Origin of the sequence: Rhodococcus sp. Q (assembly GCF_005503035.1) — a bacterium.
Lineage (GTDB): Bacteria > Actinomycetota > Actinomycetes > Mycobacteriales > Mycobacteriaceae > Rhodococcus_G.
The window spans coordinates 166,489-192,095 of sequence record NZ_SCOY01000007.1 but is presented as its reverse complement, the minus strand read 5'-3'; the positions used below and the strand labels follow the sequence as shown (position 1 = coordinate 192,095).

Sequence of the window (25,607 nt, the reverse complement as noted above, 5' to 3'; positions counted from 1 at the left end):
CGCGTGACGCGGACGGCTGCCACGCTGGACGGCATGGACCTCGACTTCGACCGCTGCTACCGCGCCGTCTCGTCGCGGGACGTGCGCTTCGACGGGCAGTTCTACACCGCCGTCCGCACCACCGGCATCTACTGCCGGCCGTCGTGCCCCGCGATCACACCGAAACCGGGCAACGTGACGTTCCTTCCCACCGCGGCGGCGGCGCAGCAGGCCGGATACCGGGCATGCCGTCGCTGCCTGCCGGACGCGTCGCCCGGCTCGCCCGAGTGGAACGTCCGCTCCGACCTGGCGGCGCGGGCGATGAGGCTGATCCGCGACGGCGCCGTCGAGCGTGACGGTGTCGCAGGCCTGTCCGCGACGCTCGGGTACTCGACGCGTCAGCTCACTCGAACCCTCACCACCGAGCTCGGCGCCGGACCACTGGCGCTGGCCCGTGCCCACCGCGCCCACACCGCGCGGACACTGATCGAGACCACCACCATGTCGATGGGCGACATCGCCTTCGCCGCGGGATTCGCAAGCATTCGGCAATTCAACGACACCCTGCGCGAGGTGTTCGACGCGACGCCGACCCAGCTGCGCACGGGGGCACAGCGCCGCGCCGCCGTCCCGACGCCGGGCGCGGGCACGGTGTCGCTGCGACTGCCCTATCGCCCACCTCTCGACCGCACCTGGCTGACCTGGTTCCTGTCCGCCCACGCGGTTCCAGGACTCGAACACTGGTCGGAGGGCGTCTATCGGCGGACGCTGGGACTGCCGCACGGCAGCGGTGTCGTCGCCGTCCGATTCGACGACACCCATGTCCTCGCCGAGTTGTCCCTCGGCGACATGCGCGACCTCGCCACCGCCGTGTCCCGGCTGCGGCACCTCCTCGACCTCGACGCAGACCCCGTCGCCGTCGACGACGCGCTGCGCGGAGATCCGCGCCTCGCGCCCGCAGTCGACGCCGCACCGGGAATCCGGGTTCCCGGCTGCGTCGACCCCCAGGAGTTACTGCTGCGCACCATGATCGGGCAGCAGATCTCGGTGGGCGCCGCAGCGACGCACACCGCGAGGCTGGTCGCCGCGCTCGGCGAGCCGATCACACCGCACCCGCACCTGACGCACACGTTCCCCGACCCGACGACCGTCGCCGAGCGGGGGCGAGAGGTCCTCACCGGCCCGGCCCGACGAGTCGACGCCGTGATCGCCGTCGCAGGGGCGCTCGCCGACGGCTCGCTGTCGATGCATGTCGGCCGCACCCGCGCCGAGCTGAGGTCGGATCTACTGTCCCACCGGGGAATCGGACCGTGGACCGCCGACTACGTCGCGATGCGGGTACTTCCCGACCCCGACATCCTGCTCGACACCGATCTCGTCGCCGTTCGCGGCGGCGACATCCTCGGCGTCGATCTGGCCAACTCGACCCCCTGGGCGCCGTGGCGTTCCTACGTCTCCATGCATCTGTGGCGTGTCGCACTGACCGCGCGCGGAGCCCTGTCCACCACACCCGATGAGGAGAATCACCGATGACCTCGTACCACTGCACCGTCGACACCCCGATCGGTCCGTTCACCGCCGTCGTCGATGCCGACGGCGCCGTCCTGGCGTCCGGATGGACGCCCGACACCGACGCGCTGCTGCCGGTGATCCACCCTTCGCTGCGCCCGGACGCACTCGCCGCGCGCACCGATCTGGGCGCCGTCACTCGCGCAGTGACCGACTATCACGCCGGTGACCTGCGATGCATCGATTCGATTCCCGTGAAACAACACTCGGGCCCGTTCCTCGAAAACGCATGGGACGTCCTGCGGAAGGTGCCCGCGGGCGAGCCCGTCACCTACACCGAGTTCGCGGCCCTGTCCGGGCGACCCGCCGCGATCCGCGGCGCGGCGTCCGCCTGCGCCCGCAACGCCGCCGCCCTCTTCGTGCCGTGCCACCGGGTCGTTCGGGTCGGCGGATCGCTCGGCGGATTCCGTTGGGGTTTGCCGGTCAAACGCTGGCTCCTCTCCCACGAGGGCTCCGCCGGGTAGATTCGCCCCCGAGTGCCACGCCTGGAAGGGACCGCCGGTGACCGAAACACAGCAGACCGCCGTCAAGCCACGACGCCGCCGCTTCGCCGACCGCGGTGAGGTGATCGGAGTCGGCGGCCTGTGGTTGGCCAAATGGTCGCTGTGCCTCGTCGTCATCGCCGCCGGCGCCTGGGTGGTGTGGGAGATCCTCGGCGAACTGTGGGTCGTGGTGCTGCCCGTCCTGCTCGCGCTCGTCGTCGCGACGGTGCTGTGGCCGCCCACGGGCGCCATGATCAAGCGGGGCGTCCCACCGGCAGCGGCGGCGGGAATCACGATCGCCGCGTTCTTCGCGGTCCTCTCCGGGATCATCGCGCTCATCGTCCCGTCCGTCGTGGACCAGGCGCCGCAGATCGCCGATCGAGCCACCGAGGGCCTGTACAAGGTGCAGGACTGGCTGCAGGGCCCACCCGTGAACCTGCGCGAGGATCAGATCGACTCCGCGATCGACGCGATCACCTCGAAACTGCAATCGAGCGCACAGTCGATCGCCACCGGCGTGTTCTCTGGCGTCAGCGCCGCGGGATCGATGCTCGTCGCGATCTTCCTCGTTCTGGTCCTCGCGTTCTTCTTCATCAAGGACGGCCCCCGGTTCATTCCGTGGCTGCACTCGGTGAGCGGTGGGCGCGCGGGGCGCCACTTCGAGGCCGTCTCGATCCGCGTGTGGGACACCCTCGGCGGATTCATCCGCACCCAGGCTCTCGTCAGCTTCGTGGACGCGTTCTTCATCGGACTCGGCCTGGTGATCCTCGGTGTTCCGTTGGCCCCGGTGCTGGCCGTGCTGACCTTCCTCGGCGGCTTCATCCCCATCGTCGGCGCCTTCGTCGCGGGCGCCCTCGCGGTGCTGGTCGCACTGGTCACGAAGGGCTGGACGACCGCACTGATCATCCTGATCATCGTGCTCGCCGTGCAGCAGCTCGAAGGCAATGTGCTGCAGCCGGTCCTGCAGTCCCGGAGCATGAAGTTGCACGCCGCGATCGTGCTGCTCGCCGTCACCGGTGGCAGCTCCCTGTTCGGCATCGTCGGCGCCTTCCTCGCGGTCCCCGTCGCGGCGTGCGTCGCGGTGGTGATTCGCTACATCGGCGAACAGATCGACCTGCAACTCGACGCGCAGGCCGAGCCGCCGGGTTCCGACCCCGGCGGCGAGTCGACCGCCGCAGAGGGCGACCTCTCGCCCTCCGACGATCCGGTTCCGTCCGACGATGCGGAACCCGAGCAGGCACAGGAACAGTGACCTCGGAGGTCAGGAAGCTCCGGCACCCGTCTCCACCGGGTTCGCCGAATCCGACGACCACTGCGACCACGACCCGGGGAACAGTGCCAGCGGCACATCCGCGACGGCCGCCGCAGCCACGAGAACCGCTGCGGTGACCCCTGATCCGCAGTACGCACCCGCGGTCACGGTCCCGTCGGTTCCGCGGGCGCGGAAGAGCGCCGCCAGCTGCTCACGGTCAGCGAATGCGCCGTCCTCGCGGAGGATCGACGTGGACGGCAGGTTGACGGCGCCGGGGATGTGACCGGCCACCGGGTCCACCGGCTCCACCTCACCGCGGAAACGTTCGGGCGCACGGGCATCCAACAACACCCCGGTGCTGCCGAGTTCCGCGGCATCCCCGGAGGTGAGCGTCGGTAGTCCACCCGAGTACAGGTCTGCGTGCCGCACCGTGACGGTGCCCTCGCCCACCTCCGACACACCGGTCTGCACCGGGCCACCGGCGGCGCGCCACGCAGCCCATCCGCCGTCGAGAATCCGCACATCCGCGAGCCCGGCGGCTCGCAGCACCCACCAGGCCCGCGACGATCCGGCTCGGTTCCAGTCGTCGTACACGACGACCGTGTCGCCGTCGTCGACTCCCCAGCGCCGCAACGCTGCCTGGAGATCGATCCCGGCCGGCAATGGGTGTCGTCCGCGTCCGGAAACGGCGTGGTCGCTCAGGTCGGATTCGAGGTCGACGTAGACGGCGCCCGGAACGTGCCCGGCCAGGTAGGCCGCGTGCCCGTCGGGTTCCGCGAGCGTCCAGCGGACGTCGAGCACCGAGACAGACGCGTCGGAGGCGAGCAGTTCCACGAGTTCGGGCGCGGATACGAGTGTCATCGATGGTTCCTGTCGTGTGGTGGTCAGCCTGCGATCGACTCCAGGGTGGACCCGTTCCTGCCGCGCAGCACGTGCAAGCGGCTCGGGATCCGCTGGCGCATCTCGTCGACGTGGCTGACGATTCCGACGACCCGTCCACCCTCCCGCAGTTCGTCGAGCACGCCCATCACGGCTTCGAGGGTGTCGGCATCGAGGGTGCCGAACCCCTCGTCGATGAACATGGTGTCAAGCACCAGCCCGCCCGACTCTGCGGCGACGACGTCGGCGAGCCCGAGCGCGAGCGCCAGCGACGCGAGGAACGACTCACCTCCGGAGAGGGTCTTCGCGGACCGCACCACACCGGTGTAGTCGTCGCGGATGTCGAGTCCGAGGCCGCCGCGTTTGCCGCGCGGCCCGGCGCCGTCCTCGTGGACGAATTCGTAACGGCCACCGGACATCCTGCGGAGCCGCACGGACGCGGACAGCGCGACCTCCTCCAGCCTCGCGGCGAGGACGTACGACCGCAGAGACATCTTGCGCCCGTTCTGTCCGCGTCCCGCGACGACCTCGGCCAGCGCCGCGAGTTCCTCGTACCGCTGCAGCGCGGGACCCAACTGCTCGACCTCGGCGCGCAGTGCGCCGGCGTAGTGCTCGACCTTCGCTGCGCGGTCGTCGGCGGCGGTGGCGGTCCGCATCGCCGCGTCGCGGGCTTGCGCCGCCGCGACGTGAGCGGCCTCGATGGCAGGCAGGTCCGCGGGTTCCGTGGCGATCGCGGCGACCACGGCCGGGTCCGCGAGGATCGCCTCGGCCCCTCGCCGGTCCTCGCGGGCCGCGGTGAGGAAGGCACCGATCTCGTCGATCTTGGGCTGCGCCCGGACCGCGGAGCGTGCGTCGGCGAGGTCCGCGAAGCCGGCGTCGGCAGCGACGTCGGCCGCGTCCGCGGCAGCGGCGGCGGCGGCCGTTGCGGCGCGTGCCGCCGACGCCCGCTGGTCGCGCAGGGCGTTCGCCGTCGACGCGAGACCCTCGAGCCGGTCGCGCCGCGAGCGCAGATCGGTCTCGGCCCCGATGGCGAGTTCGATCTCCCGATCCAGATCGACGAGGCGCCGGGTGTCGTCCGTGATGCGCTGTTCGAGGCCGGCGAGTTCGGCGGACAGTCCCTGGGCACGGGAAGCGAGATCGTCGCCTTCGGCGCGCAGACGCGACAACGACTGCGCCGCAGCCGGTTCCGATTTCTCCGCGGCGCACGCCTCGGCATGCGCCTTCTCCGCAGCGTCGAGTGCGGCGACGAGGCTGTCGTGGTCCGCAGCGCCGACCCGGGCCGCGAGCACCTGCACCTGCCGATCCAGTTCGACGACCGCCGCGGCCTCGGTGTCGGCGTCGCGCCCGCGTCGCTGTTCGATCGCCCGCGCCGCATCCTCGTCCGCCTTGGTGACGGCGCCGTCGGCGGGCAACGCGAGTGCGGGATGCTCGGCCGAACCGCACACCGGGCAATGGTCACCGGCGGCGAGCCCGGATGCCAGTTCCGCAGCCATTCCGGCGATCCGCCGCTCACGCAGGTCGGCCAGCACCTCCCTGGCATCGAGGTGGGCGCGGCGCGCCTCCTCGTGCCGGTCCCCCGCGGCCGCACGCTCGACACGAACCCGTCCGAGTTCCGTTGACGCCGCGATCTTCTCGCGTGCCGATGCGAGGAGGTCGACCCGGTGCGGCACCGTGGCGGCGAGCTCACGCAGATCGGCCAACCGGGTTTCGCACTGCGCGACCTCACCGGGCAGCCGAGCACGCCGCTCGTCCACCTCGCGCGCAGCGGTGGTCAGTTCGACCTGCCGCGCGCGTGCGGCGTCGAGGTCGGTGTGCGCCTGGCGCCGAGTCGCGTCCCGCGCGATCAGCTCGTCGAGCCGCGTCACGTCGGCGCCCCAGCTTCGCACCGCCTCGGCGAGCGTCGTCGCGTCATCCGCACCGTCGGGCCACGACAGACGAGCCACCAGCGCGGCGCCCTCGGGCTCGCGGGCGACGGTTCGGGACAGCGAATCGACCAGGCCGAGTTCGGCCTCGAGAACCGTCCGGGCCTGCGCCGCGCGGGCGTCCGCGGCGGCGACGGCGACGGCACGCACCGCGCGGGTGTGCTCGGCCTCCAGAACGTCCCTGTGCTCGCGTCCCTCGTCGATCTCCGCGAGGCGGGTGCGGGCCTGAGCGGCGCGGTCCTGCAGCTGCCGTACCTCGCGTGCCTTCCGCAGCGTGATCTCGGATCGGCCTGCCGCGTTCGTCGCGGCGGTCAACACCGCGCCCGCGGCGTCGGCGGCATCCCGTGCATCTTCGACGAGCCTGCGCGACCACTCGACCGGGTCCGCGTCCGCGCCCGCCTCGATTCCCGCCGCCGCGGACACCTGTGCGGCAACACGATCCACCGCGTGCTTCTTCGCGGAGATCGCCGACTCCTCCGACCGGCGTTGCGCCGCGAACCACTCCTCGACCGTGGCGAACCGGCCGGTGTCGAACAGCCGCTCGAGCAGGATGCCGCGCTCCTCGGTGTCGGCACGAAGGAACCTCGCGAAGTCGCCCTGCGGAAGGAGGACGACCTGGAAGAACTGGTCCGCGCTCATCCCGAGCAGGCGGCCCACCACCTCACCGATCTCGTCCAGCCGGGTCAGGTTCTGCCCCTGGCCGTCGAGCCACTCGAGCGTCCCCTTGGCGTTCTCCTTCGTCGTGCCGGTGCCGCGAAGTTTCGGGCGCTGGTACTCCGGACTGCGCGTCAGGCGCAGGCGTCTGCCGCCGATCGTCGCCTCCAGCATCACCTTCGGGGGCGTGCCCGGGGCCGCGTGGTCCGACAGCAGCCGCTTGCCCTCCTGCCGCGCCCCGGGCACCCGGCCGTAGAGCGCGAACGCGACGGCGTCGAGGATGGTCGTCTTGCCCGCGCCCGTCTGCCCGTGCAGAAGGAACAGCCCATCGGCACCCAACTCGTCGAAGTCGACCCGCACGGTGTCGCCGAACGGCCCGAACGCCGTGACCTCGAGATGATGCAGCCTCACGCGACGGATTCCCCCACACGGTCCTTCTCGGCGACGACGCCGTCCGATTCCCTCGCCGCGACGCCGAGCGCCCGCTCGATCCACTGCAGTTCACTCGCCGTCGGCTCGGCTCGCACATCCGTCAGGAAGCTGGTGACGATCTGACGGTCCGTGCGACCCCGCACCTTGTCCCGGTACTTCAGGTCCGTGTCTCCTTGTGGACGAACCCATTCCACGTGAACCAGGTGAGGAAACCGCTGTTGCAGCACACGCATGGCGTCCACCGGCCGCACCGGATCGGTGAGCACCGCGGACACGTAGTCGCCGACGGCGGATTCGAATGCGTCGTCGCCCAGCAAGTCGTCGACGGTCCCGGTCAGCTGGCTCAGGCCGCGCACCACGGGAAGATCGCGTCGCGTGACCTCGGCGAGCCCGTCGGCGTCGAGATCGACGATCCACACCGCCTTGCGATGCGTGCGTTCACCGAACGAGTACGGCAGCGGCGAACCCGAGTACCGGACGCGGTCCGTCAATGTCTGCGGCGAGTGGAGGTGACCGAGTGCCACGTAGTCGACGCCGTCGAACGCCGACGACGACACCGTCTCCACACCGCCGACCGAGATCGAACGCTCCGACCCCGTCGCCTCGGCACCGACCACGAACGCGTGAGCGAGGACCACCGAGCGCACCGTCGCGCCCCCGTCCGTGCGCGCCGTCAGATCGCCCCGGATCCGGCCCATCGCCGCGTCCAGGATGTCCGCGTGCGAACGCGCCGTGGGAACCCCCAGTTCGACACGTGTCGTCTCCGGCTCCAGATACGGAATGCCGTAGAACGCGACCGGACCGTGCTCGTCGGACACCACCACAGGCTTCGCGACCTCGGCGACCCGGGTCATCAGGTGCAGGCCGCCCGCGGACGCGAACGCAGCTCCCGCGCCGAGCCGTGCGGGCGAGTCGTGGTTGCCCGACGTGGCCACGATCACGGCACCTGCGTCACGGATCGCCTCGAACGCACGATTACACACAGTCACCGCATCGGCGGCGGGAACCGCGCGGTCGTACACGTCGCCGGGAACCACCACGACGTCCACGCCCTCGTCCGCCACCAGCCTGGCCACCGCCTCCAGAGCCGCGGCCTGATCGGCCAGCAGGTCGACACCGTGGAAGGTGCGTCCCACGTGCCAGTCGGAGGTGTGCAGGATTCGCATGAGCCGACCGTAGACGAGGGCACCGACACTCTCCCCCGGCCCCGACCGCAACACTCCGGCCCGCAGCGCGGGGGCGTCGATCCGATCGGAATTCCGCGAGATCGTTCCCACAAACGGTCACGCCAGCGCGGGAATCGTGACCCGAGCCGCTAATGTCTAGGCGTGTCTGCAACCCAACGCGCTCGATCCGGGGTGCCGCTCGCACGAAGGTCCGCGCTGCCCACGATCCCCGGTGTACCGGCCTTGGGCGCTGTCGCAATCGCGGTGGGGGCCACCTTCCTCGGCTTCCTCATCGACGCGGTCCGCGGCACCGAACTGACGTCCGCGTTCTCGGTCTTCTACTTCCTCGGATGCCTCGCCGCGGTTCTCGCCGTTCGAAACCGGGGCCTGTTCACTGCGATGGTGCAGCCACCGCTCCTGCTCGTGGTGGCCGTCCCGCTGGCCTATCAGTTCTTCACCCCGGGCGGCGGTGGCCTGAAGGATCTCGCGTTCAACGTCGCGATCCCCCTGGTGAACCGTTTTCCATTGATGGCACTGACCACCGCGGCCGTGGTCCTCATCGGCGCGGGACGGATGTACATCCGCAGGCAGGCCGCAGCAGTCGCCCGACCTGCCCGGAAGTCGACCGCGGCGCGGCGCACGGAGGCCGCCACCCGGACCGGCACCGACTCGGCCGACGCCACCCCGAACGAGGACCCGAAACCAGGTCAGGACGCCCGCGTCACGGAGCAGCCGACCCGCCGCGCCGAGGCCCCTACGGGCAGACCCGCCCACGCCCCGGGCAGCTTCCCCACCGGCCGGTACCCGAGCCGCTCCCGGCACAGCGGACCTCCGGAGGACGAGACCGAGACGTTCGATCGGCCGCGGCAGTTCGGGCGGTCACCCCGACCGGACGCCGATGTACGGGCCGAACGACCGCAGCAGCGCGAACCGCGCCGCGCCGAACCGCCGCGACGGGAACCGCCCCGGCACGAACCGCCCCGGCACGAACCGCCCCGGCAGGACGCGTCCCGGCGCGACCTCCCTCGCTACGAATCCATGCAGGATCGGCGGCCGGCAGGGCCCTCGGACAGGCACCGCGATCCCGAGACGCCGCTGCACCCGATCCCGCAGGTCCGCTACCGCGACCGGGACCGCGACGAGCAGGACCCGCCCTACCGCTACCGCTGAGCGGCGGCCGGCTTGCGCAGCTCGCGGGGCAGGGAGAACACCAGCGTCTCGTTCGCGGTGGTCACCGTCTGCACGTTGGCGAAGTCGTGTTCGGCGAGCAGGTCGATGACACCGCGAACCAGAATCTCGGGAACGGACGCACCCGACGTGACGCCGACCGTCCGGACACCGTCGAGCCACGTGGGATCGATCTCGCGGGCGTAGTCCACGAGGTGGGACGCCTTCGCACCGGCGCCGAGCGCCACCTCCACCAGCCGCACAGAGTTCGACGAGTTACGTGAACCCACCACGATCACCAGGTCGCACTCGGGTGCCATCGCCTTGACGGCGACCTGACGGTTCTGCGTCGCGTAGCAGATGTCGTCGCTCGGCGGATCCTGCAGCTTCGGGAACTTCTCCCGCAGGCGAGCGACCGTGGCCATGGTCTCGTCGACGCTCAGCGTCGTCTGCGACAGCCAGATCACCTTGTTCTCGTCACGGACGGTCACCGCGTCGACCGATTCGGGGCCGTCGACGAGCTGCACGTGGTCGGGGGCTTCGCCTGCCGTTCCCTCGACCTCCTCGTGACCCTCGTGCCCGATCAGCAGGATGTCGAAGTCGTCCCGCGCGAACCGCTTCGCCTCCTGGTGCACCTTGGTCACCAGCGGGCAGGTCGCGTCGATCGTGTGCAGGCTCCGCTCGGCCGCCGCCTCGTGCACCGCGGGCGAGACACCGTGCGCCGAGAACACCAGCACCGACCCCTCCGGCACCTCGTCCGTCTCGTCGACGAACACGACGCCACGCTCGGACAGGGTGTCGACGACATGGCGGTTGTGGACGATCTCCTTACGCACGTAGATCGGCGCACCGTGCTTCTCGAGAGCACGTTCGACCGTCTCGACGGCACGATCGACCCCGGCGCAGTAGCCGCGGGGCTCGGCGAGCAGTACCCGCTTGCCGGTGGCCGCATCGGACACGCCGGAGCCGGTGATTCCCAGATTGAGGGGCACAGCGGAAGTCATGACACCAGGGTACGGGGGCCGACGCGGCGGGGTCCGTACCGCGTCCCAGCTACCAAATACCCGCGCCGTAGTGCACGCTGGACACCATGTTCCGACCTCCTTTCGCCGCCCGCGTGGCAGCCGGAATCGCAGTGACGCTCGTCGAAGAGGTGCAGAAGCTCCCCACGACGGCGATCACGCTGCCGATGACTGCCGTCAGCCAGGTGCTGCAGACGGGCATGCACGTTCAGCAGACCGTCACCGCCCTGGCCATCAAGGGCGACGAAGCACTGGCGGTCCTGTTCCCGCCGACCGACGATCAACCCTCGTGGGCGACCTTCGACGAGGACGCCCCCGCGCCCGTCGCCACCAATGGTCGAGGCGTCCCCGAGTCGCCCTCGAACACCTCGAACAACGGGCGCTTCGAGCTGTACTCGATGTCCCCCACGACCGACGGACAGGGCCCGGAGTCGGCTACCGAGTCGGAGGAGCCGGTCGCCACCGCAACAGGTGAGCGTCCCGAGATCGCCGACTACCTCGACTACGACAACCTCACCCTCGCGCAGCTGCGCGCGCGACTGCGGAGCCTGTCGGTCGACGAGTTGACCGCGTTGCTCGACTACGAGAACGGCACCCGCGAGCGGGCACCGTTCCTGACGATGCTCGGCAACCGGATCACCGCCGCCACCGCCAAGTGACCACGCCCGATTCCCAGGCGGCTGCTCGGCCGTCGGCGCAGACCTCGAACTCCGCCGAGAACCCCTGGCCGGTCCGGTCGGTGTCGACGAAGGTGGCGGCGTGGATCGACCGGCTCGGCAGTATCTGGGTCGAGGGCCAGATCACCCAGATCAACGTCCGTCCCGGAACCCGAACCGCGTTCCTCGTCCTGCGTGACCCCGCTGCCGACATGTCGTTGTCGGTGACCTGTTCGCCGAACCTGATCCGTGACAGCCCGGTTCCGCTGACCGAGGGCAGCCGGGTCGTGATGTTCGGCAAGCTGTCGTTCTACACCGGCCGGGGTTCCGTCTCGCTACGAGTGACCGAGATCCGCCCGGTGGGGATCGGTGAACTGCTCGCACGAATCGAACGCCTTCGCGGACTTCTCGCCGCCGAAGGACTGTTCGATCCGCGGCTCAAGCGTCCGCTGCCGTTCCTGCCGCGCACCGTCGGGCTGGTCACCGGCAGGGCGAGCGCCGCGGAGCGCGACGTGCTCAGCGTCGCCGGGCAGCGTTGGCCCGCAGTGCAATTCGAGGTCCGGAACACTGCGGTCCAAGGTCCGACCGCGACCGCGCAGATCGTTGCGGCGCTCGCGGAATTGGACGCCGACCCCCACGTCGAGGTCATCGTCCTGGCCCGCGGCGGCGGCAGCGTCGAAGACCTCCTTCCGTTCTCCGACGAGACACTGTGCCGGGCTATCGCGGCCTGCACGACCCCGGTCGTCAGCGCCATCGGTCACGAACCGGACAGCCCGCTCTGCGACCTCGTCGCCGATGTCCGGGCCGCGACTCCCACCGACGCCGCGAAGAGGGTCGTGCCCGACGCCGTCGCCGAGCAGGCGCTGGTCACCGAGTTCCGGGCCCGCGGAGCGGCCGCACTGCGGAACTGGGTGGCGCGGGAGGCACGGTCCCTGGCAGACCTGCGGAGCCGACCCGTCCTGGCCGACCCGTTGGCCACCGTGGAGCGGCGGGCCGAGGACGTCACGAGAATGCGGGATGCGGCACGACGCGACATCCACCGCGTCGTCGACGTCCAGCGAACCACTCTCGAACACCTGTCGGCGCGGTTGACCACACTGGGCCCGGCCGCCACCCTCGCCCGCGGCTACGCCGTGGTGCAGCGGATGGTCCCGGGTTCCGACCCGGAGGTGTTGCGGTCGGTGGACGATGCCCCGCCGGGAACGCAGGTGCGGGTGCGGGTCGCGGACGGCGCACTCGTCGCGGCGGTCATGGGCAAGGACAAGTCAGGAGAGCAGAAGTGAACGAACCGGTATCCGAACTCGGATACGAAGCGGCGCGCGACCAGTTGGCCGAGGTGGTCAAGCTCCTCGAACAGGGCGGGCTCGACCTCGACCACTCCCTGTCGTTGTGGGAGCGGGGCGAGGCCCTTGCCAAGCGCTGCGAAGAGCACCTCGCCGGTGCGCGGGCCCGGGTCGAGAAGGCACTCGCCCACGCCGACGACGAGGACTGAGCGAACTCACTCGATCGGTTCGGCCTGCCCGATCGCGGTCGCGAGGGTGGTGAACTCCTCGGTGGAACCGCTGCCGGTGACGAGGACCCGCACCTCTCCCAGGTCGGTGACCCAGATCGGCTCGCTGCCCTCCTCGTCGTACTGAACCCAGGAATTGCCCTCGTAGAGATCGGCCCCCGTCGACGCGCGCGGACCGCCGGCAACCCACGGGACCAACGTTTCCTCGGTCGCCGACGACTGGCTGAGCTGCAGGTAGCGGCCCGCGTCGGTGATGTAGCCGACGGTGCTGACGTCCCCGCCGTCGTCGCCGGGTGCGGTCCCACGACTGCCGGAGTTCGGCTGCCAGTTGTCGGGCACCACCGGATTGCGGATCGGGAAGTCCAACTCTGCCGCGTCGAAGGCCAGTGCCGCCTCGATGTCGAACTGGGGAACCGGACCCGCGGTCGGGCCGTCCGGACTGAACGAACACGACCTGGCGATTCCCGCGATGATCACGATGAAGAGCACGAGGGGAATCAACGACCAGATGATGTCGCGATGGTCCTGAAGATAACGGGGTTTGTCGCCGGCCACGATTGCCAGTATCCCAGTGCCGTCGACAGCGCCGACGCCCGGACCCGAGGTGAGTGCGCCGTCACACCCGAAAACATCGACGACGGGACCGCAGGCGTGAGCGGCTTCACCACGCGGACCGGCTGCACATCCTCGCAGGTGAGGATGCGACAATCACCCTGGCGAGATTCGTCTCTCCCCATCGACACATCCCACGGCGACTGCGGGTCGCCAGCGAGGAGGCACCGCCCATGACGGCCAGCACGAGTCACCGCGAAGCACCGGATCGCAACCTCGCCCTCGAATTGGTGCGTGTCACCGAGGCGGCCGCGATGGCCGCAGGCCGCTGGGTCGGCCGTGGCGACAAGGAAGGCGGCGACGGGGCTGCGGTCGACGCGATGCGTCACATGGTCAGCTCGGTCTCGATGCAGGGCGTCGTGGTCATCGGCGAGGGCGAGAAGGACGAAGCCCCGATGCTGTACAACGGCGAGGAGGTCGGCAACGGCGACGGTCCGCTCTGCGACGTCGCGGTCGATCCGATCGACGGCACCACGCTGATGAGCAAGGGTGCTCCCGGCTCGATCGCGGTGCTCGCGGTCGCCGAGCGCGGCGCCATGTTCGATCCGTCGGCAGTGTTCTACATGGACAAGATCGCCGTCGGCCCCGAGGCCGCGGACGTCATCGACCTCGGCGCCGGTGTCGCCGAGAACATCCGTCGCGTCGCGAAGGCGAAGAACCGCGCGGTGTCCGACACCACCATCACGATCCTGGACCGGCCGCGGCACGCGGACATCATCCGTGAGATCCGCGAGACGGGTGCCCGTATCCGGCTGATCTCGGACGGCGACGTCGCGGGCGCGATCGCGACGGCCCGCCCCGAGTCCGGTGTCGACATGCTGCTCGGCATCGGCGGCACGCCCGAGGGCATCATCGCCGCGGCGGCGCTGCGCTGCATGGGTGGCGCGCTGCAGGGCAAGCTCGCCCCCAAGGACGACGAAGAGCGCCAGAAGGCCATCGACGCCGGGCACGACCTGGACCGCGTCCTCACCACCGAGGAACTGGTCACGGGCGACAACATCTTCTTCTGCGCGACCGGTGTCACCGACGGCGACCTGCTCCAGGGTGTGCGCTACTACGGCGGCGGCGCGACGACGCAGTCGATCGTCATGCGCAGCAAGTCCGGCACCGTCCGCATGATCGAGGCGTACCACCGCCTGGAGAAGCTGCACGAGTTCTCGTCCATCAACTTCGACGGTGTCGACGGAGCCCGTCGCCCGCTGCCCTGAGACATGCGGCTCACCGCCCGTGAGTGCTTTCCCCGCCACCTGGCAGGAAGGACTCACGGGCGTTGTTGCTTCTGCGGTGGCAAGCTGAGTGCATGACCGAGAACAGCGAGCAGCAGTTCCGCATCGAGCACGACACGATGGGTGAGGTCCGGGTTCCGGTCGACGCCCTGTGGCGTGCGCAAACCCAGCGTGCCGTCGAGAACTTCCCGATCTCCGGTCGCGGCCTCGAACGGGCACAGATCCGCGCCCTCGGACTCCTGAAAGCGGCATGCGCGCAGGTGAACCGGGACCTCGGCCTCCTCGACGCCGAGAAGGCCGACGCGATCGTCGCGGCCGCCACCGAGATCGCGGACGGCCGCCACGACGACCAGTTCCCGATCGACGTCTTCCAGACCGGGTCGGGCACGAGTTCGAACATGAACGCCAACGAGGTCATCGCGTCGATCGCGCAGGCGAACGGGGTCACCGTGCACCCCAACGACCACGTCAACATGTCGCAGTCGTCGAACGACACCTTCCCCACCGCGACGCATGTCGCGGCAACCGAGGCGGCGGTGAAGGATCTAGTCCCCGCGCTCGACCATCTGCGCCTGGCCCTGTTGGACAAGGCCACCGAATGGCGGACGGTCGTCAAGTCCGGACGCACCCACCTGATGGACGCCGTCCCGGTCACGCTCGGGCAGGAGTTCGGCGGCTACTCCCACCAGGTCGAGGCGGGCATCGAACGCGTCATGGCCACGCTCCCCCGACTCGGCGAGCTGGCAATCGGCGGGACCGCGGTCGGCACCGGACTGAACGCGCCGGAGGGGTTCGGTCCGAAAGTTGTTGCTCGCCTTGCGGAGTCGACCGGAATTGATGCGCTGTCCGCGGCCCGCAACAGCTTCGAGGCGCAGGCGGCGCGGGACGGTCTCGTCGAGTTGTCCGGCGCACTGCGCACGGTCGCGGTGTCGCTGACGAAGATCGCGAACGACATCCGGTGGATGGGGTCGGGGCCCCTGACCGGCCTCGGCGAACTCCATCTTCCGGACCTCCAGCCCGGCAGCTCGATCATGCCCGGCAAGGTGAATCCCGTTCTCCCCGAGGCCGTCACCCAGGTCGCGGCGCAGGTTGTCGGCAACGACGCCACCGTCGCATGGGGCGGGGCCGCGGGCGCCTTCGAGCTGAACGTCTACATCCCGGTGATGGCACGCAACGTGCTCGAGTCGATCCGACTACTGGCGAACGTGACGCGCCTGTTCGCCGACCGTTGCGTCTCCGGCCTGGTCGCGAACGTCGAGCACCTGCGCACCCTGGCCGAGTCGTCCCCGTCGATCGTGACGCCGCTGAACTCGGCGATCGGATACGAGGAGGCCGCGGCCGTCGCGAAGGAAGCCCTCAAGGAGCGCAAGACGATCCGTCAGACGGTCGTCGACCGCGGCCTCATCGGTGACGCGTTGTCCGAGGAAGAGCTCGACCGCCGCCTCGACGTGCTGGCGATGGCGAAGGTCGACGACTAGGACGCCTGGTCGACTGGACCGTGCGTGCTGCTCACAGCGATCTGCGCGTGGCTCAGGCTCCTTGCCACTCAGGGGACGGGCCCTAGTCGTGGCAGGCGTCCACGGGAACCCGAACAGCTGGGGGCGGCGTCGGCTCCGCCGCCTCCTGCCGCACTCGGGCGTCGACCATGTCGGCACCGCTGAGCACGCCGGACAGGCCGCGGTTTCCCCTGGTGAACGGCACCGATGCCACCACGACCCACAGCCACAGCACTGCCGCGAGCGGGTCCACGAGCACCAGCACCGCTCCCATCCCGGTGACGGTCAGCGCCCGCGCGGTCCTGGCCCCGACCGCCGGCTCGGTCGGCCACTGCGGCCGCAACCACACCACCCGCTGCCCCAGCGAGGCACCGGATCCGATCAGGCCGGGCCCGACGACCGCCGCGATCGCCGACAGCGCCGCGATCGCCCGGGCCGCGCCGGCGTCGACGGAAATACCCACGACCTGCGCTCCCGCCTGGACCACGACGGCCGCCGTGACGAAGACACCCACGAACGCGGTCACGTCGACGGCCATGCCGACCCAGCGGCGCCAGACCGTGACCGGGCGCGGCACCGGCCGGCCCGCCGCGAGCAGGCCGCGGCTCGGCACGAGCTGCGGGGCGAGCCCGGCCAGCACCACCCCGACCACCGCGCCCGCCGAGTTGAGGAGCAGGTCGTTCACGTCCGCCACCCGGTAAGCGCAGGGGAACACGCCCCACACGCCGGTGTACTGGGTCAGCTCGATCAGCCCCGAGACGGCGACGGCTGCGGCGATCGTCGCGGCGCGGGAGCGCTCGAACAGCACCAGCCCGAACGCCCCGAACGGCACGAACAGCACCACATTGAGCACTACCTGCATGACCGCGGGACTCGTCAGCACCCCGAACGCGCTCATCCCTGCGGTGTCGCGGCGGATGTCGGCGACGAAGGAGAACGGGCGCAGCACCGGCTCGGTGACCGCGTACAGCTCGCACCACCGCGGGGTCAGCGACGGCAGCGGGAACATGGTGAAGGCGACGACCGCCGCGGCGTAGATCAGGGCCGCGACCACCACCGTCAGCCGGGCCGCCGACACCCGGCCGTACTTGCGGTACTGCCAGACCATCAGCGGCAACGCCAGCACCGCGGCAGCGGCCAGCCCGACGAGCACTGAGTACACCACTTGTTCACGCATGCCTCCACTCCATCAGCGCACGGGTCGCGAGACATCCACTCGCCGGACGAAATCCGCGCGGGGCCGGGTCATACCCGGGGATGACCCCGACTCGGAGGCACTGCCATTCGCGAACGGCGAGTTGGGCGCCGTGATCTCGTGCGTGGGTGTGATGTTCGCGCCCCATCACCAGGGCGAGAGTGAACGAACCAGGCCTGTGCGCGAGTTCGGTGGTCGGAGCCACCGAACTCGCGCACAGTCGCGGAGCGCCTACGGACTGTAGGCCCAGACGGAGACCCAGTCGACCAGCAGGTTTCCGTCGCTGATTCCGTTGCCGTTCGTCTCCGTCTGCAATTGCCACCGCATCGGGGTGGACGGCACCCATGCCGTGCTGTCGAGGACGACCCGGTCGTCGAGCAGGTAGCGGATCCGGCCGGGTGACCACTCGACGGTGTAGGTGTGCCACTCGGTGAACCGGGCGCCGATGTCCGTCGCGACGGCCTGGCATCCGCCCACACACGAACCCGCACCCGAATAGTGGTGGAAGCCACCCGCCGTGCCCGCGAGACCGCCTTCGGGGAAGTCGAACTCGCCGTCCACCGGCCACCGCTCGGACTGCGGCCACAGCAGCCACGCGACGTAGTACTCGCTCAGGTTCGGCTTGTCGACCTTGAAGCGCGCCGAATAGCGCCCGTAGGTCTGGTACTGACTCTGGCCGTCGATCAATGGCGAAGGATTGGCGCCGGCCGGCAGGCCGTCGACCCGGTGCAGGTGGAAATTGAGGACGCCGTTTTGGACACTGAGAACGCGGTCAGGGCGATACGGCCGTTTCTGATAGGTGTCGAGATAGCAACTCGGGTAGGTGCGCCATTTCTGGCCTTGGGCGCCGGTGTACACGATCCGGTCCGGCTCGCAGGTGTTGGCCCAGGAACCGACCGCGGCGTTCGCGGTGAAGTCGTCGACGAAGATCTGCCGCCAGCCGGGCAGATTCCCCCGCGGGGCCGCTACACCGGACGGCGACGTCACCGGCGGGACGGTCGTCGGCGGCGGGGTGGTGGTCGGGGGCATCGCGGCGTAAACCCAGCGTTGGCCTGTGCTTCCGTTGCACCGCTGGAGCACGACAGGGTTCTCGCTCACCTCGCGCCCTCCCCTGTTCTCGACACACAGGCCGTTGGCCTGTGACGAGACCGTTCCATTCGCGCCCGCGGTCCACCGCTGGGCGGCGGAACCGGTGCAGGCGCCGGTGGTGACGACCGTACCGGTCCGATTCGACGGCGCGATCAGGCACCTGCCCTGAACTCGGACGGTGCCGTCGGATTCGACACTCCAACTCTGACTGGGCATTCCGTTGCATTGGTAGACCTGCACGGGGTTGCCCTCGAAGGTGACACCCCATCTATTGTCCAGGCACAGCCCCCCGGCGGTGCGAACCGGACCGATGGTGGCGGCGGATGCGTGAGGGGCGACGGACTGCGGCACCGCGACAAGCGTCCCCGCGACCGCGGCGGTCGCGGCCGCCATGGAGAGAATTGCGCGTTTCGCGGTGCGTCGCGCGGGATCGGGCGGCCGGACGCTTTCACGAATGCTGTTTCGCGGTGTGGGGTTTTTTCGCACACGAAAACGAACCATTTCGTACCTCGTTCTCGACGATGAGGGGTGAGGGGTTCGCATGCGAATGGAGAAATCGTGGTCAGAAATGAAGTTAGCACGCGATTTTCGGGATTTCGCGGCGAAACAAGCGTGAAGTCCGCGGAAAACCGTTCGCCACACGGGAACCTGCGCGGCCCCGCGGATCGACCTGCCCGCACCGCGAACGGCGGCCAGCGCTTAGACTCCCGAACCATCACGTTTTGTTAGGGAAGGCATACCTTTGCGAGTGGTGGTCACCGGCGGTGCCGGATTCATCGGATCGACGCTCGTCGACCGACTGCGGGGCGACGGCCATCGCGTCCTCGTCGTGGACGACCTCAGTCGCGGCCGCGAGGACAACCTCACCGGCGCCCTCGCCACGGGCGCGGTCGACCTGCAGACTCTCGACGTCTGCCGGGACGACCTCGCGCCGACCTTCGAGCTGTTCGGACCCGAAGTCGTGTTCCACCTGGCCGCGCAGATCGACGTCCGGAACAGCGTCACGGACCCGATGCACGACGCGGAGGTCAACATCCTCGGCACCATCCGCGTCGCGACGGCGGCGGCCGCGGCCGGAGCACGCAAGATCGTCTTCACCTCGTCCGGTGGGTCCATCTACGGCACCCCGGAGGAGCTGCCCGTCTCGGAGGCGACACCGGTCCGGCCGATGTCGCCGTACGCGTGCGGGAAGGTCGCGGGCGAGAACTACCTGGAGAGCTTTCGCCTCCTCCGTGGCCTGGACTGTTCGCACATCGCACCGGCCAACGTGTACGGTCCCCGCCAGGATCCACATGGAGAGGCAGGCGTGGTCGCAATCTTCGCTCGCGAGATGCTGGCCGGCCGGCCGACGACGCTGTTCGGCGACGGCGGCAACACCCGCGACTACGTCTTCGTCGACGATGTCGTCACCGCATTCGTCGCCGCTTCGGGCAGCGTTGGATCGGGCATGCGCTTCAACATCGGGACGGGCACAGAGACAAGCGACCTGGAACTGAATCGCCTTGTCGCCGACGCCACGGGCGCGACCGCTGCGCCGATCTGGAAGCCCGAACGACCCGGCGACGTGCGCCGTTCCGCACTCGATGCAGGACGTGCCCGTCGGGTCCTCGGCTGGCAGCCTGCCGTGGGCCTCGACGCGGGGGTTGCGCGCACCGTCGAATACTTCCGTCGGTTCGAGTCGACCCTGCCGGTCGCCGGATGAGGTTCGCGTGACCGACCGCTCCACCGTCCGCGTCGCACATCTGGACGTGATGCACAGCCACGCCCGCGCCACCACGATCGTCGGCCCGGTCGACCTGCCGCCCGCCGACGTCGTCGCGGACCGGCTCGCCGCGATGACGGCTGCCGGGCCCGATGCTCGACTGGGGCTGCGACCGTCGACCCGAACGAACCGCTGGGTGTTCGACCCGGTGGCGCACCGGCCGGTCGTCACGACGATGGACGCGCCGGCGTCGCCGATGGATCTCCTCGACATCGACGTCGACTCGACCGGAGCGGCGGAGGCGCGGCCGACGAGTGTCGTGCTGGCAGGCGACTACCTGCGCACCGACCACAATCACGGCCTCGGGGAGGTCGCGTTCACCCTGCTGTTGCACGGGGTGGTCCTGGGCACGATCGACCCGTCGGATCCGAACGTGTGGCGTCCCGCTCGGCGCCGAGGCAACGGGATCGCGACCGCGGCGCTGCGCACCTTCGGGTCGGACCCGCGGCGGCTCTGGGCGCTGCGAAGTTCTCTGTCACGCGCGGACGCAGCGACGACGATCGCGCACACACCGCTCGCTGGACCCGATCCCGTTGCGGCGCAGCAACCGTGGACCCCCGATCGCACTGCCGTGTTCTCGCGGATGCCGCCGGAGACGGTGGCGCAGCTGCGCGCCTGGCGCGACAACGACGCTCCGGGGACGTCGATGTTCGCGGTGGTCGCTGCGGCACTGCATCGCGGACTCCGGTCCGCCGGACTGGACGTCGACGATGTGGCGACGGTGACGCTCGACGTCCGCAAGTACCTGGCGGACGGTCACGTTCCGCTCGCCAACTTCGTCTCGGGTCTGGAGTTCGACCTGGGCCCGCGCCCGACCCCGCGGAGGATCCACGGCATGGTCGCCACCGCGGTGGCCTCGGGGCGACCGGTGGCAAATGTGGCACTCAATTCCGCGCGGACCCGGGTCGGCCTGCTCACCGGCAGGCCGACTGCTCCGGCGACCCGTCCGCGCGCGCCTCGCGCTCGACTGCTGTTCTCGAGCCTGGGGAAGGTCCCCCGGCAGGGCGCAATCCCCTGGCGTGGGACGGCGGATCCGTTCTACATCGTTCACAACGACCCGACCGGCCCGGAGGGAATCACGGTGTCCTGGGCAATGATCGACGGCAGCATGTTCACCGCGGCCTCGTTCCACGGAAACGTGTTCGACCGCGCACAGGTGCAGCGCGGACTCGATTCGGCAACCTCGGACCCCTTGCATCTCCTGCGGTGACCCGGTTCCCCTGACACACCCGCCCGTCCCGTAGGATAGGCAAGCCTTCCCTATCCTGGGGCCTGGCTGCACCTTGACGATCCCGGAGTTTCGCCTTGGCCTCGACGACCCGCCCCGACCCCGGGGTCGCCATCATCATCTGCTGCTACACGCTCGACCGTCTCGGCCTGCTGACCACGGGCATCGACGCGGCCCGCGACCAACTCCGTGACGGCGACGAGCTGATCGTCGTCGTCGACCACAATGCGGAACTCGAGCGCGAACTCCGGACCCGGTTCCGTGACTCCGTCACCATCGTCGCCAACGCGCACGACCGTGGACTGTCCGGCGCCCGCAACACCGGCGTCGCCGCCGCGACCGCGGAGATCGTGGTCTTCCTCGACGACGACGCCGCACTTCGGCCGGACGCGCTCGACGCGGCGCGGGCATCATTCGCCGACAGGTCCGTCGTCGCGGTCGGCGGTGCGGTCGTCGCGAACTGGGCATCCGGTCGGGCGCCCGCGTGGTTCCCCGAGGAGTTCGGGTGGGTCGTCGGCTGCGACTACCGCGGACTACCCGCCGACGGCGCCGAGATTCGCAACCCCATCGGTGCCGCCATGGCCGTACGCCGGGCCGAACTCCAGAAGGTCGGCGGCTTCTCCGACCGCCTCGGCCGAGTGGGTGCCGTTCCCGCCGGGTGCGAGGAGACCCTGATGGGCATCGAACTGCGGCAACAGTTTCCCGGGTCCCGGATCGTGCGGGTCACGGGGTTCGCCGTCGACCACGCCGTGCCCGACACCCGGGCAACGCTGCGGTACTTCACGAGCCGCTGCCGACACGAGGGACGGTCCAAGGCCGTCCTGTCGGGCATGGTCGGCGCCGACGCGGGACTGGCCGCCGAGCGCAGTTTCGTGGTGCGCACCCTGACCACCGGCGCGCTGCGCTATCTCGGGCGGACGGTCACCGGACAGGGCCTGGCCGCGCTGAGCCGGCTGGCGGTACTCGTACTCGGGCTCCTGGTGACGGCGGGCGCGACCGCGGTCGGTGCCGCCCGCCTACGCACACGGCGACCCGAATCCCCCACGCAGGCACCGGAACTTGCTGAATCCGACACCGCGATCAGCGAGGACGAGCTCGTGACGGTGGTGATCCCCACCGTCGGACGCGCGTCTCTCGTCGACACCGTCCACTCGATCCTCGCGCAGGACCACGGCAACATCGAACTGCTCGTGGTCGACAACCGTCCGCACCGCGGTGACGCCGCGCGCATCGTCGCAGGTATCGACGACCCCCGCATCCGGGTGCTCGACCAGCCGGTTCCCGGAGTGTCCGCGGCCCGCAACCTCGGGCACCGCACCGCCGCCGGGCGCATCGTGGCGTTCACCGACGACGACGCGCTCGCCGACCCCAGCTGGCTCTCCCGAGCGGTCGCCAGCTTCCGTGCGGACCCGGTCGGCGTGGTCGGCGTGGTGACCGGCCGGGTCCTGGGCACCGAGACCACCAACCGGGTCCAGGAGTGGTTCGAGGAGGCGAAGGTCTTCGACAAGGGTGAGATTCCGACGGTGTGGACGCTGCAGCCACACGCGATCGAGCCGGAACTCGGAGAGTTCGGCCCCCGCGGTCCGTTCTTCCCCTACACCGCGGGAGAATGCGGTTCGGGCAACAACATGGTGTTCCGGTCGTCCGCACTCGCCTCCATCGGGGGGTTCGACGAACGCCTCGGCACCGGCACCCCGACGCGGGGCGGCGAAGACCTCGACGCCTTCCGGTCCGCCATCCTGCGCGGCTGGTCGATCGCCTACAACCCGAATGCCGTTGTCCGCCATTACCACCGCGACAACATGGCCGAGCTCCGGGCGCAGAGCTACGGCTACGGCACCGGCATGGCGGCAGGCCTGACCAAATTCGTCGTCTCGGGCAATCCGGCGCCGATCCTGACGCGACTGCCCCGCGGCATCCACATGCTGCTGTCCCCGAACTCCACGAAGAACGCGGACTTCCCCAGCGACTGGCCCCTTCGGCTTCGCGCACTCGAGGCGTGGGGATACGTGACGGGCCCCGCGCTGTTCGTACGCAGTCACCTCGTCACACGCCGATCGGGGGCGCGCCGATGACCACCGACACCGCCGTCCCCCGGGTGACCGGAACCTCCTCCCACACCGCGGCATTCGGGTGGAATCCGCGGTCCGCGCTGATTCTCGGCGGCGCCGTGTCGGTGGCAATGCTCGCACTGAACCTGCTCGTCGCGATCGGCGCATCGGACCTGCTTCCGGAGCCGCTACGGCTCCTCGTCGCGCTCGCGGGTGCCGTCCTGGTGCCGGGCCTGCCCGTCGTGGTCGCGTTGCGGATCCCCGGTCGCGCACTCGCCGCCTCACTGACCGTCTCCGTCTCGCTGGCCATCGTCATCCTCGCGGCGCAGTTCACGATCGTCGCGGAGTGGTGGAGTCCACTGACGGTCCAGACACTGATCGCGATCGGATCACTCATCGGTTGCGTGGCGGCCGGGAGGAGCCTCCCGCGGCGCTACACGGTTCCTCGCGGCGCGTTGCAGTACCTGCGCACCGCGACCCGTGCTCGCCTGCAGCCGCTCGGAGCGCTCCTGGCTGCGCTGCTGCTCTTCGTGGTCGCCGCGCGGCAACTGGACTTCCTCGGCTCCGGGCACTTCGGCATCGTCACGCAGGTCGGAGTGGTGTTCTGGCTCGGATTCGCAGTTCTGTCCGCCACGATCGTCCACACGCTGACACGCAGCCGTGTCGACCACGTGGTGATGGCGGCGTCGACTGTCGTCCTGCTCGCGTACACGACGATGCTGGTACCGGTTGCCAGCGGCGAGACCTCGGTTCCCACCGCCTTCGTGCACCGCGGGTTCATCACGAGCATCGCCGAATCCGGACACCTCCCGAACGGCATCGACGCGCGGTTCAGCTGGGCCGGATTCTTCTCGGCGGGCGCGCATCTGGTGACGGTGGCCGAGCTGCAGGACGTCACCGTTCTCCTCGCGTGGTCGACACTGTTCATGGGTGCGCTCCTCGCGTTCCCGCTGTACGCGATCGCCATCTCCGTCACCGGCCGGGCCCGACTCGCGTGGCTGTCGGTCGTGCTGTACCAACTGTTCAACTGGTACCAGCAGGACTATTTCGCTCCGCAAGCCGTCGCGCTGGTCTTCTACACGACGATCGTCGCGACGCTGTTGTGGCAACTGCGACGCTCACCGCTCCCCCGGATCGAGCCCGGGTTCCTCCGGTTCGTTCTCGATGCGCCGCGTCGGACTCCCGGCCTGGTCCCCGGGTTCGGCACCGCGCGCACGCTCGCGATCGGCGCCGTGCTCCTGCTGTTGATCGTCGCGAACGTGGTGTCCCACCAGATCACACCGATCCTGGTCATCATCGCCCTCGCCTTCTTCTCACTCTTCGGCGTCACCCGGTACCGAACGCTGTGGCTCGCCGCGGGACTCGTTTTCGCGGCCTGGTTCAGCTACGGCGCCACCGACTTCTGGTTCGGTCACCTGCAGTCGATCTTCGCCGAGATCGGGCAGGTGGGCTCGTCCGTGAACCGTGGCGTCAGCCAACGACTTTCCGGCGACCCGACCTATCAGCAGATGCAGTACCTGCGGATGGGCGCGTCGGGTCTGTTCGTGGCCGTCGCCTTCGTCGGGTGGCTCTTCGCCCGTGGACGCCGAACCTGGCTCGTGGCGGGCGCCTTGTGCGGGGCACCGTTCGCCCTGGTGCTGCTGCAGAGCTACGGCGGCGAAATGATCATTCGTTGCTTCGTTCTCGCGTCCCCGGTACTCGCTCCGTTCGCGGCGATCGCGGTCGCTCACGCGGTTCAGGCCCTACGGAAGCGCGCCGGCTCCCGAACCGCCACTCCCGCCGGGGGCTGGGTGCCGGTCGTCGCGGGGACGCTTGCGCTGGTGACGCTGGGCGCGCTCCTGACCACGAACCGAGGCCTGAACACCTCGTTCGAGGCGTCGACGCGCGAACAGGTTGTCGTGTCCGACGAGTTCGTCGCCGCAGTCCCGGCCGGATCGACCGTCATGGCGTGGTCGTACGCGCCGCACACCAACGGAGTTCGCCGCACCCTCGACCCCCTCGGGCCCAAGTTCTCGTTCATCGACAGTGACGAGTGCATGCGGGATCTCTCAACCTGTGCACTCGAACGCAGCCCGTCCTATCTGTACACGACCAGCCAGGGAACCGGCATGCTGCGACTGCAGTACGGCCTGTCCGAGGAGTACCTCGACACCCAGGTGGACGAGCTCGTCTCGTCCGGTCTGTACGTGCCGATGGTCGACGGCAACAGCATCACCGTCCTCCGCCGCTTCGATTCCGCCGCCATCGAATTCGAGTGA

At 69.8% G+C, this 25,607-nt stretch carries 20 protein-coding genes; 13 read left to right on the top strand and 7 right to left on the bottom strand.

Going from position 1 to position 25,607, the window contains the following annotated elements:
* Positions 1-33: 33 nt before the first annotated feature.
* Genes FFS72_RS10480 through FFS72_RS10470 form a run of 3 tightly spaced genes read left to right on the top strand, consistent with a single transcriptional unit; the run spans position 34 to position 3,282 of the window.
* Positions 34-1,512, top strand: a complete 1,479-nt coding sequence (locus FFS72_RS10480) for a DNA-3-methyladenine glycosylase 2 family protein (RefSeq protein ID WP_137873919.1) — start codon at positions 34-36, stop codon at positions 1,510-1,512.
* Entirely contained in the window at positions 1,509-2,012 is a 504-nt protein-coding gene (locus tag FFS72_RS10475; RefSeq protein WP_137873884.1) for a methylated-DNA--[protein]-cysteine S-methyltransferase, read from the top strand. The genes FFS72_RS10480 and FFS72_RS10475 overlap by 4 nt, the downstream gene beginning before the upstream one ends.
* A 37-nt stretch (positions 2,013-2,049) precedes the next feature.
* Positions 2,050-3,282 (top strand): AI-2E family transporter, encoded by a 1,233-nt coding sequence (locus FFS72_RS10470; RefSeq protein ID WP_137873883.1) that lies wholly within the window; start codon positions 2,050-2,052, stop codon positions 3,280-3,282.
* A 9-nt stretch (positions 3,283-3,291) separates the two neighbouring features.
* Here FFS72_RS10470 and FFS72_RS10465 read toward each other — a convergent pair whose 3' ends face one another.
* Genes FFS72_RS10465 through FFS72_RS10455 form a run of 3 tightly spaced genes read right to left on the bottom strand, consistent with a single transcriptional unit; the run spans position 3,292 to position 8,335 of the window.
* On the bottom strand, positions 3,292-4,143 hold the full coding sequence (locus FFS72_RS10465) for a sulfurtransferase (RefSeq protein WP_137873882.1): 852 nt from the start codon (positions 4,141-4,143) through the stop codon (positions 3,292-3,294).
* Positions 4,144-4,166: 23 nt separating this feature from the next.
* On the bottom strand, positions 4,167-7,148 hold the full coding sequence (locus FFS72_RS10460) for an AAA family ATPase (protein WP_137873881.1): 2,982 nt from the start codon (positions 7,146-7,148) through the stop codon (positions 4,167-4,169).
* The gene (locus tag FFS72_RS10455) at positions 7,145-8,335 is read right to left on the bottom strand and encodes a metallophosphoesterase family protein (RefSeq protein ID WP_137873880.1); all 1,191 of its coding nucleotides are present in this window, start codon (positions 8,333-8,335) and stop codon (positions 7,145-7,147) included. The genes FFS72_RS10460 and FFS72_RS10455 overlap by 4 nt, the downstream gene beginning before the upstream one ends.
* A gap of 162 nt (positions 8,336-8,497) precedes the next feature.
* Here FFS72_RS10455 and FFS72_RS10450 point away from each other — a divergent pair, with 162 nt between their 5' ends.
* A complete protein-coding gene (locus tag FFS72_RS10450; RefSeq protein ID WP_137873879.1) occupies positions 8,498-9,505 on the top strand; it encodes a DUF6542 domain-containing protein in 1,008 nt (335 codons plus the stop codon).
* On the opposite strand, the gene FFS72_RS10445 is transcribed toward FFS72_RS10450, so the two are convergent.
* Positions 9,496-10,506, bottom strand: a complete 1,011-nt coding sequence (locus tag FFS72_RS10445; RefSeq protein ID WP_137873878.1) for a 4-hydroxy-3-methylbut-2-enyl diphosphate reductase — start codon at positions 10,504-10,506, stop codon at positions 9,496-9,498. The genes FFS72_RS10450 and FFS72_RS10445 overlap by 10 nt on opposite strands.
* An 86-nt stretch (positions 10,507-10,592) precedes the next feature.
* Between FFS72_RS10445 and FFS72_RS10440 the strand changes: the two genes are divergently transcribed.
* The 3 genes from FFS72_RS10440 to FFS72_RS10430 are packed head-to-tail and all read left to right on the top strand — an operon-like array spanning position 10,593 to position 12,672.
* A complete protein-coding gene (locus FFS72_RS10440) occupies positions 10,593-11,183 on the top strand; it encodes a lipid droplet-associated protein (RefSeq protein WP_137873877.1) in 591 nt (196 codons plus the stop codon).
* Positions 11,180-12,463, top strand: coding sequence for an exodeoxyribonuclease VII large subunit (gene xseA / locus FFS72_RS10435; protein WP_137873876.1), 1,284 nt, complete (start codon positions 11,180-11,182; stop codon positions 12,461-12,463). The genes FFS72_RS10440 and xseA overlap by 4 nt, the downstream gene beginning before the upstream one ends.
* Complete coding sequence (locus tag FFS72_RS10430; RefSeq protein WP_050063017.1) at positions 12,460-12,672, top strand: exodeoxyribonuclease VII small subunit; 213 nt, start codon at positions 12,460-12,462, stop codon at positions 12,670-12,672. The genes xseA and FFS72_RS10430 overlap by 4 nt, the downstream gene beginning before the upstream one ends.
* A 6-nt stretch (positions 12,673-12,678) precedes the next feature.
* On the opposite strand, the gene FFS72_RS10425 is transcribed toward FFS72_RS10430, so the two are convergent.
* Positions 12,679-13,245 carry a DUF4245 domain-containing protein gene (locus FFS72_RS10425; protein WP_137873875.1) on the bottom strand — a complete coding sequence of 189 codons (567 nt, stop codon included), beginning with the start codon at positions 13,243-13,245 and terminating at the stop codon, positions 12,679-12,681.
* A 230-nt stretch (positions 13,246-13,475) separates the two neighbouring features.
* On the opposite strand from FFS72_RS10425, the gene glpX reads away from it, so the two are divergent.
* Positions 13,476-14,510, top strand: coding sequence for a class II fructose-bisphosphatase (glpX, locus tag FFS72_RS10420; RefSeq protein WP_137873874.1), 1,035 nt, complete (start codon positions 13,476-13,478; stop codon positions 14,508-14,510).
* A 92-nt stretch (positions 14,511-14,602) separates the two neighbouring features.
* Entirely contained in the window at positions 14,603-16,006 is a 1,404-nt protein-coding gene (locus tag FFS72_RS10415; protein ID WP_137873873.1) for a class II fumarate hydratase, read from the top strand.
* Between the two features lie 82 nt (positions 16,007-16,088).
* Here FFS72_RS10415 and FFS72_RS10410 read toward each other — a convergent pair whose 3' ends face one another.
* Positions 16,089-17,201, bottom strand: coding sequence for a VanZ family protein (locus tag FFS72_RS10410; protein WP_137873872.1), 1,113 nt, complete (start codon positions 17,199-17,201; stop codon positions 16,089-16,091).
* Between the two features lie 249 nt (positions 17,202-17,450).
* Positions 17,451-18,701, bottom strand: a complete 1,251-nt coding sequence (locus tag FFS72_RS10405) for a ricin-type beta-trefoil lectin domain protein (RefSeq protein ID WP_249353229.1) — start codon at positions 18,699-18,701, stop codon at positions 17,451-17,453.
* A 349-nt stretch (positions 18,702-19,050) separates the two neighbouring features.
* On the opposite strand from FFS72_RS10405, the gene FFS72_RS10400 reads away from it, so the two are divergent.
* From FFS72_RS10400 to FFS72_RS10385, 4 genes are all read left to right on the top strand, one after another.
* Positions 19,051-20,010 (top strand): NAD-dependent epimerase/dehydratase family protein, encoded by a 960-nt coding sequence (locus tag FFS72_RS10400; RefSeq protein WP_137873870.1) that lies wholly within the window; start codon positions 19,051-19,053, stop codon positions 20,008-20,010.
* 7 nt (positions 20,011-20,017) lie between these two features.
* Positions 20,018-21,280, top strand: coding sequence for a hypothetical protein (locus FFS72_RS10395; RefSeq protein ID WP_137873869.1), 1,263 nt, complete (start codon positions 20,018-20,020; stop codon positions 21,278-21,280).
* Between the two features lie 95 nt (positions 21,281-21,375).
* A complete protein-coding gene (locus tag FFS72_RS10390) occupies positions 21,376-23,373 on the top strand; it encodes a glycosyltransferase family 2 protein (protein ID WP_137873868.1) in 1,998 nt (665 codons plus the stop codon).
* Entirely contained in the window at positions 23,370-25,607 is a 2,238-nt protein-coding gene (locus FFS72_RS10385; RefSeq protein ID WP_137873867.1) for a hypothetical protein, read from the top strand. Before FFS72_RS10390 ends, FFS72_RS10385 begins: the two co-directional genes overlap by 4 nt.

Excerpts from the sequence above, each read along its gene's own strand:
- FFS72_RS10480 (WP_137873919.1), top strand. The coding sequence starts at position 34 with ATGGACCTCGACTTCGACCGCTGCTACCGCGCCGTCTCGTCGCGGGAC.
- FFS72_RS10475 (WP_137873884.1), top strand. The coding sequence starts at position 1,509 with ATGACCTCGTACCACTGCACCGTCGACACCCCGATCGGTCCGTTCACC.
- FFS72_RS10465 (WP_137873882.1), bottom strand. The coding sequence starts at position 4,143 with ATGACACTCGTATCCGCGCCCGAACTCGTGGAACTGCTCGCCTCCGAC.
- FFS72_RS10455 (WP_137873880.1), bottom strand. The coding sequence starts at position 8,335 with ATGCGAATCCTGCACACCTCCGACTGGCACGTGGGACGCACCTTCCAC.
- FFS72_RS10445 (WP_137873878.1), bottom strand. The coding sequence starts at position 10,506 with ATGACTTCCGCTGTGCCCCTCAATCTGGGAATCACCGGCTCCGGCGTG.
- FFS72_RS10440 (WP_137873877.1), top strand. The coding sequence starts at position 10,593 with ATGTTCCGACCTCCTTTCGCCGCCCGCGTGGCAGCCGGAATCGCAGTG.
- glpX (WP_137873874.1), top strand. The coding sequence starts at position 13,476 with ATGACGGCCAGCACGAGTCACCGCGAAGCACCGGATCGCAACCTCGCC.
- FFS72_RS10415 (WP_137873873.1), top strand. The coding sequence starts at position 14,603 with ATGACCGAGAACAGCGAGCAGCAGTTCCGCATCGAGCACGACACGATG.
- FFS72_RS10410 (WP_137873872.1), bottom strand. The coding sequence starts at position 17,201 with ATGCGTGAACAAGTGGTGTACTCAGTGCTCGTCGGGCTGGCCGCTGCC.
- FFS72_RS10405 (WP_249353229.1), bottom strand. The coding sequence starts at position 18,701 with ATGGCGGCCGCGACCGCCGCGGTCGCGGGGACGCTTGTCGCGGTGCCG.
- FFS72_RS10385 (WP_137873867.1), top strand. The coding sequence starts at position 23,370 with ATGACCACCGACACCGCCGTCCCCCGGGTGACCGGAACCTCCTCCCAC.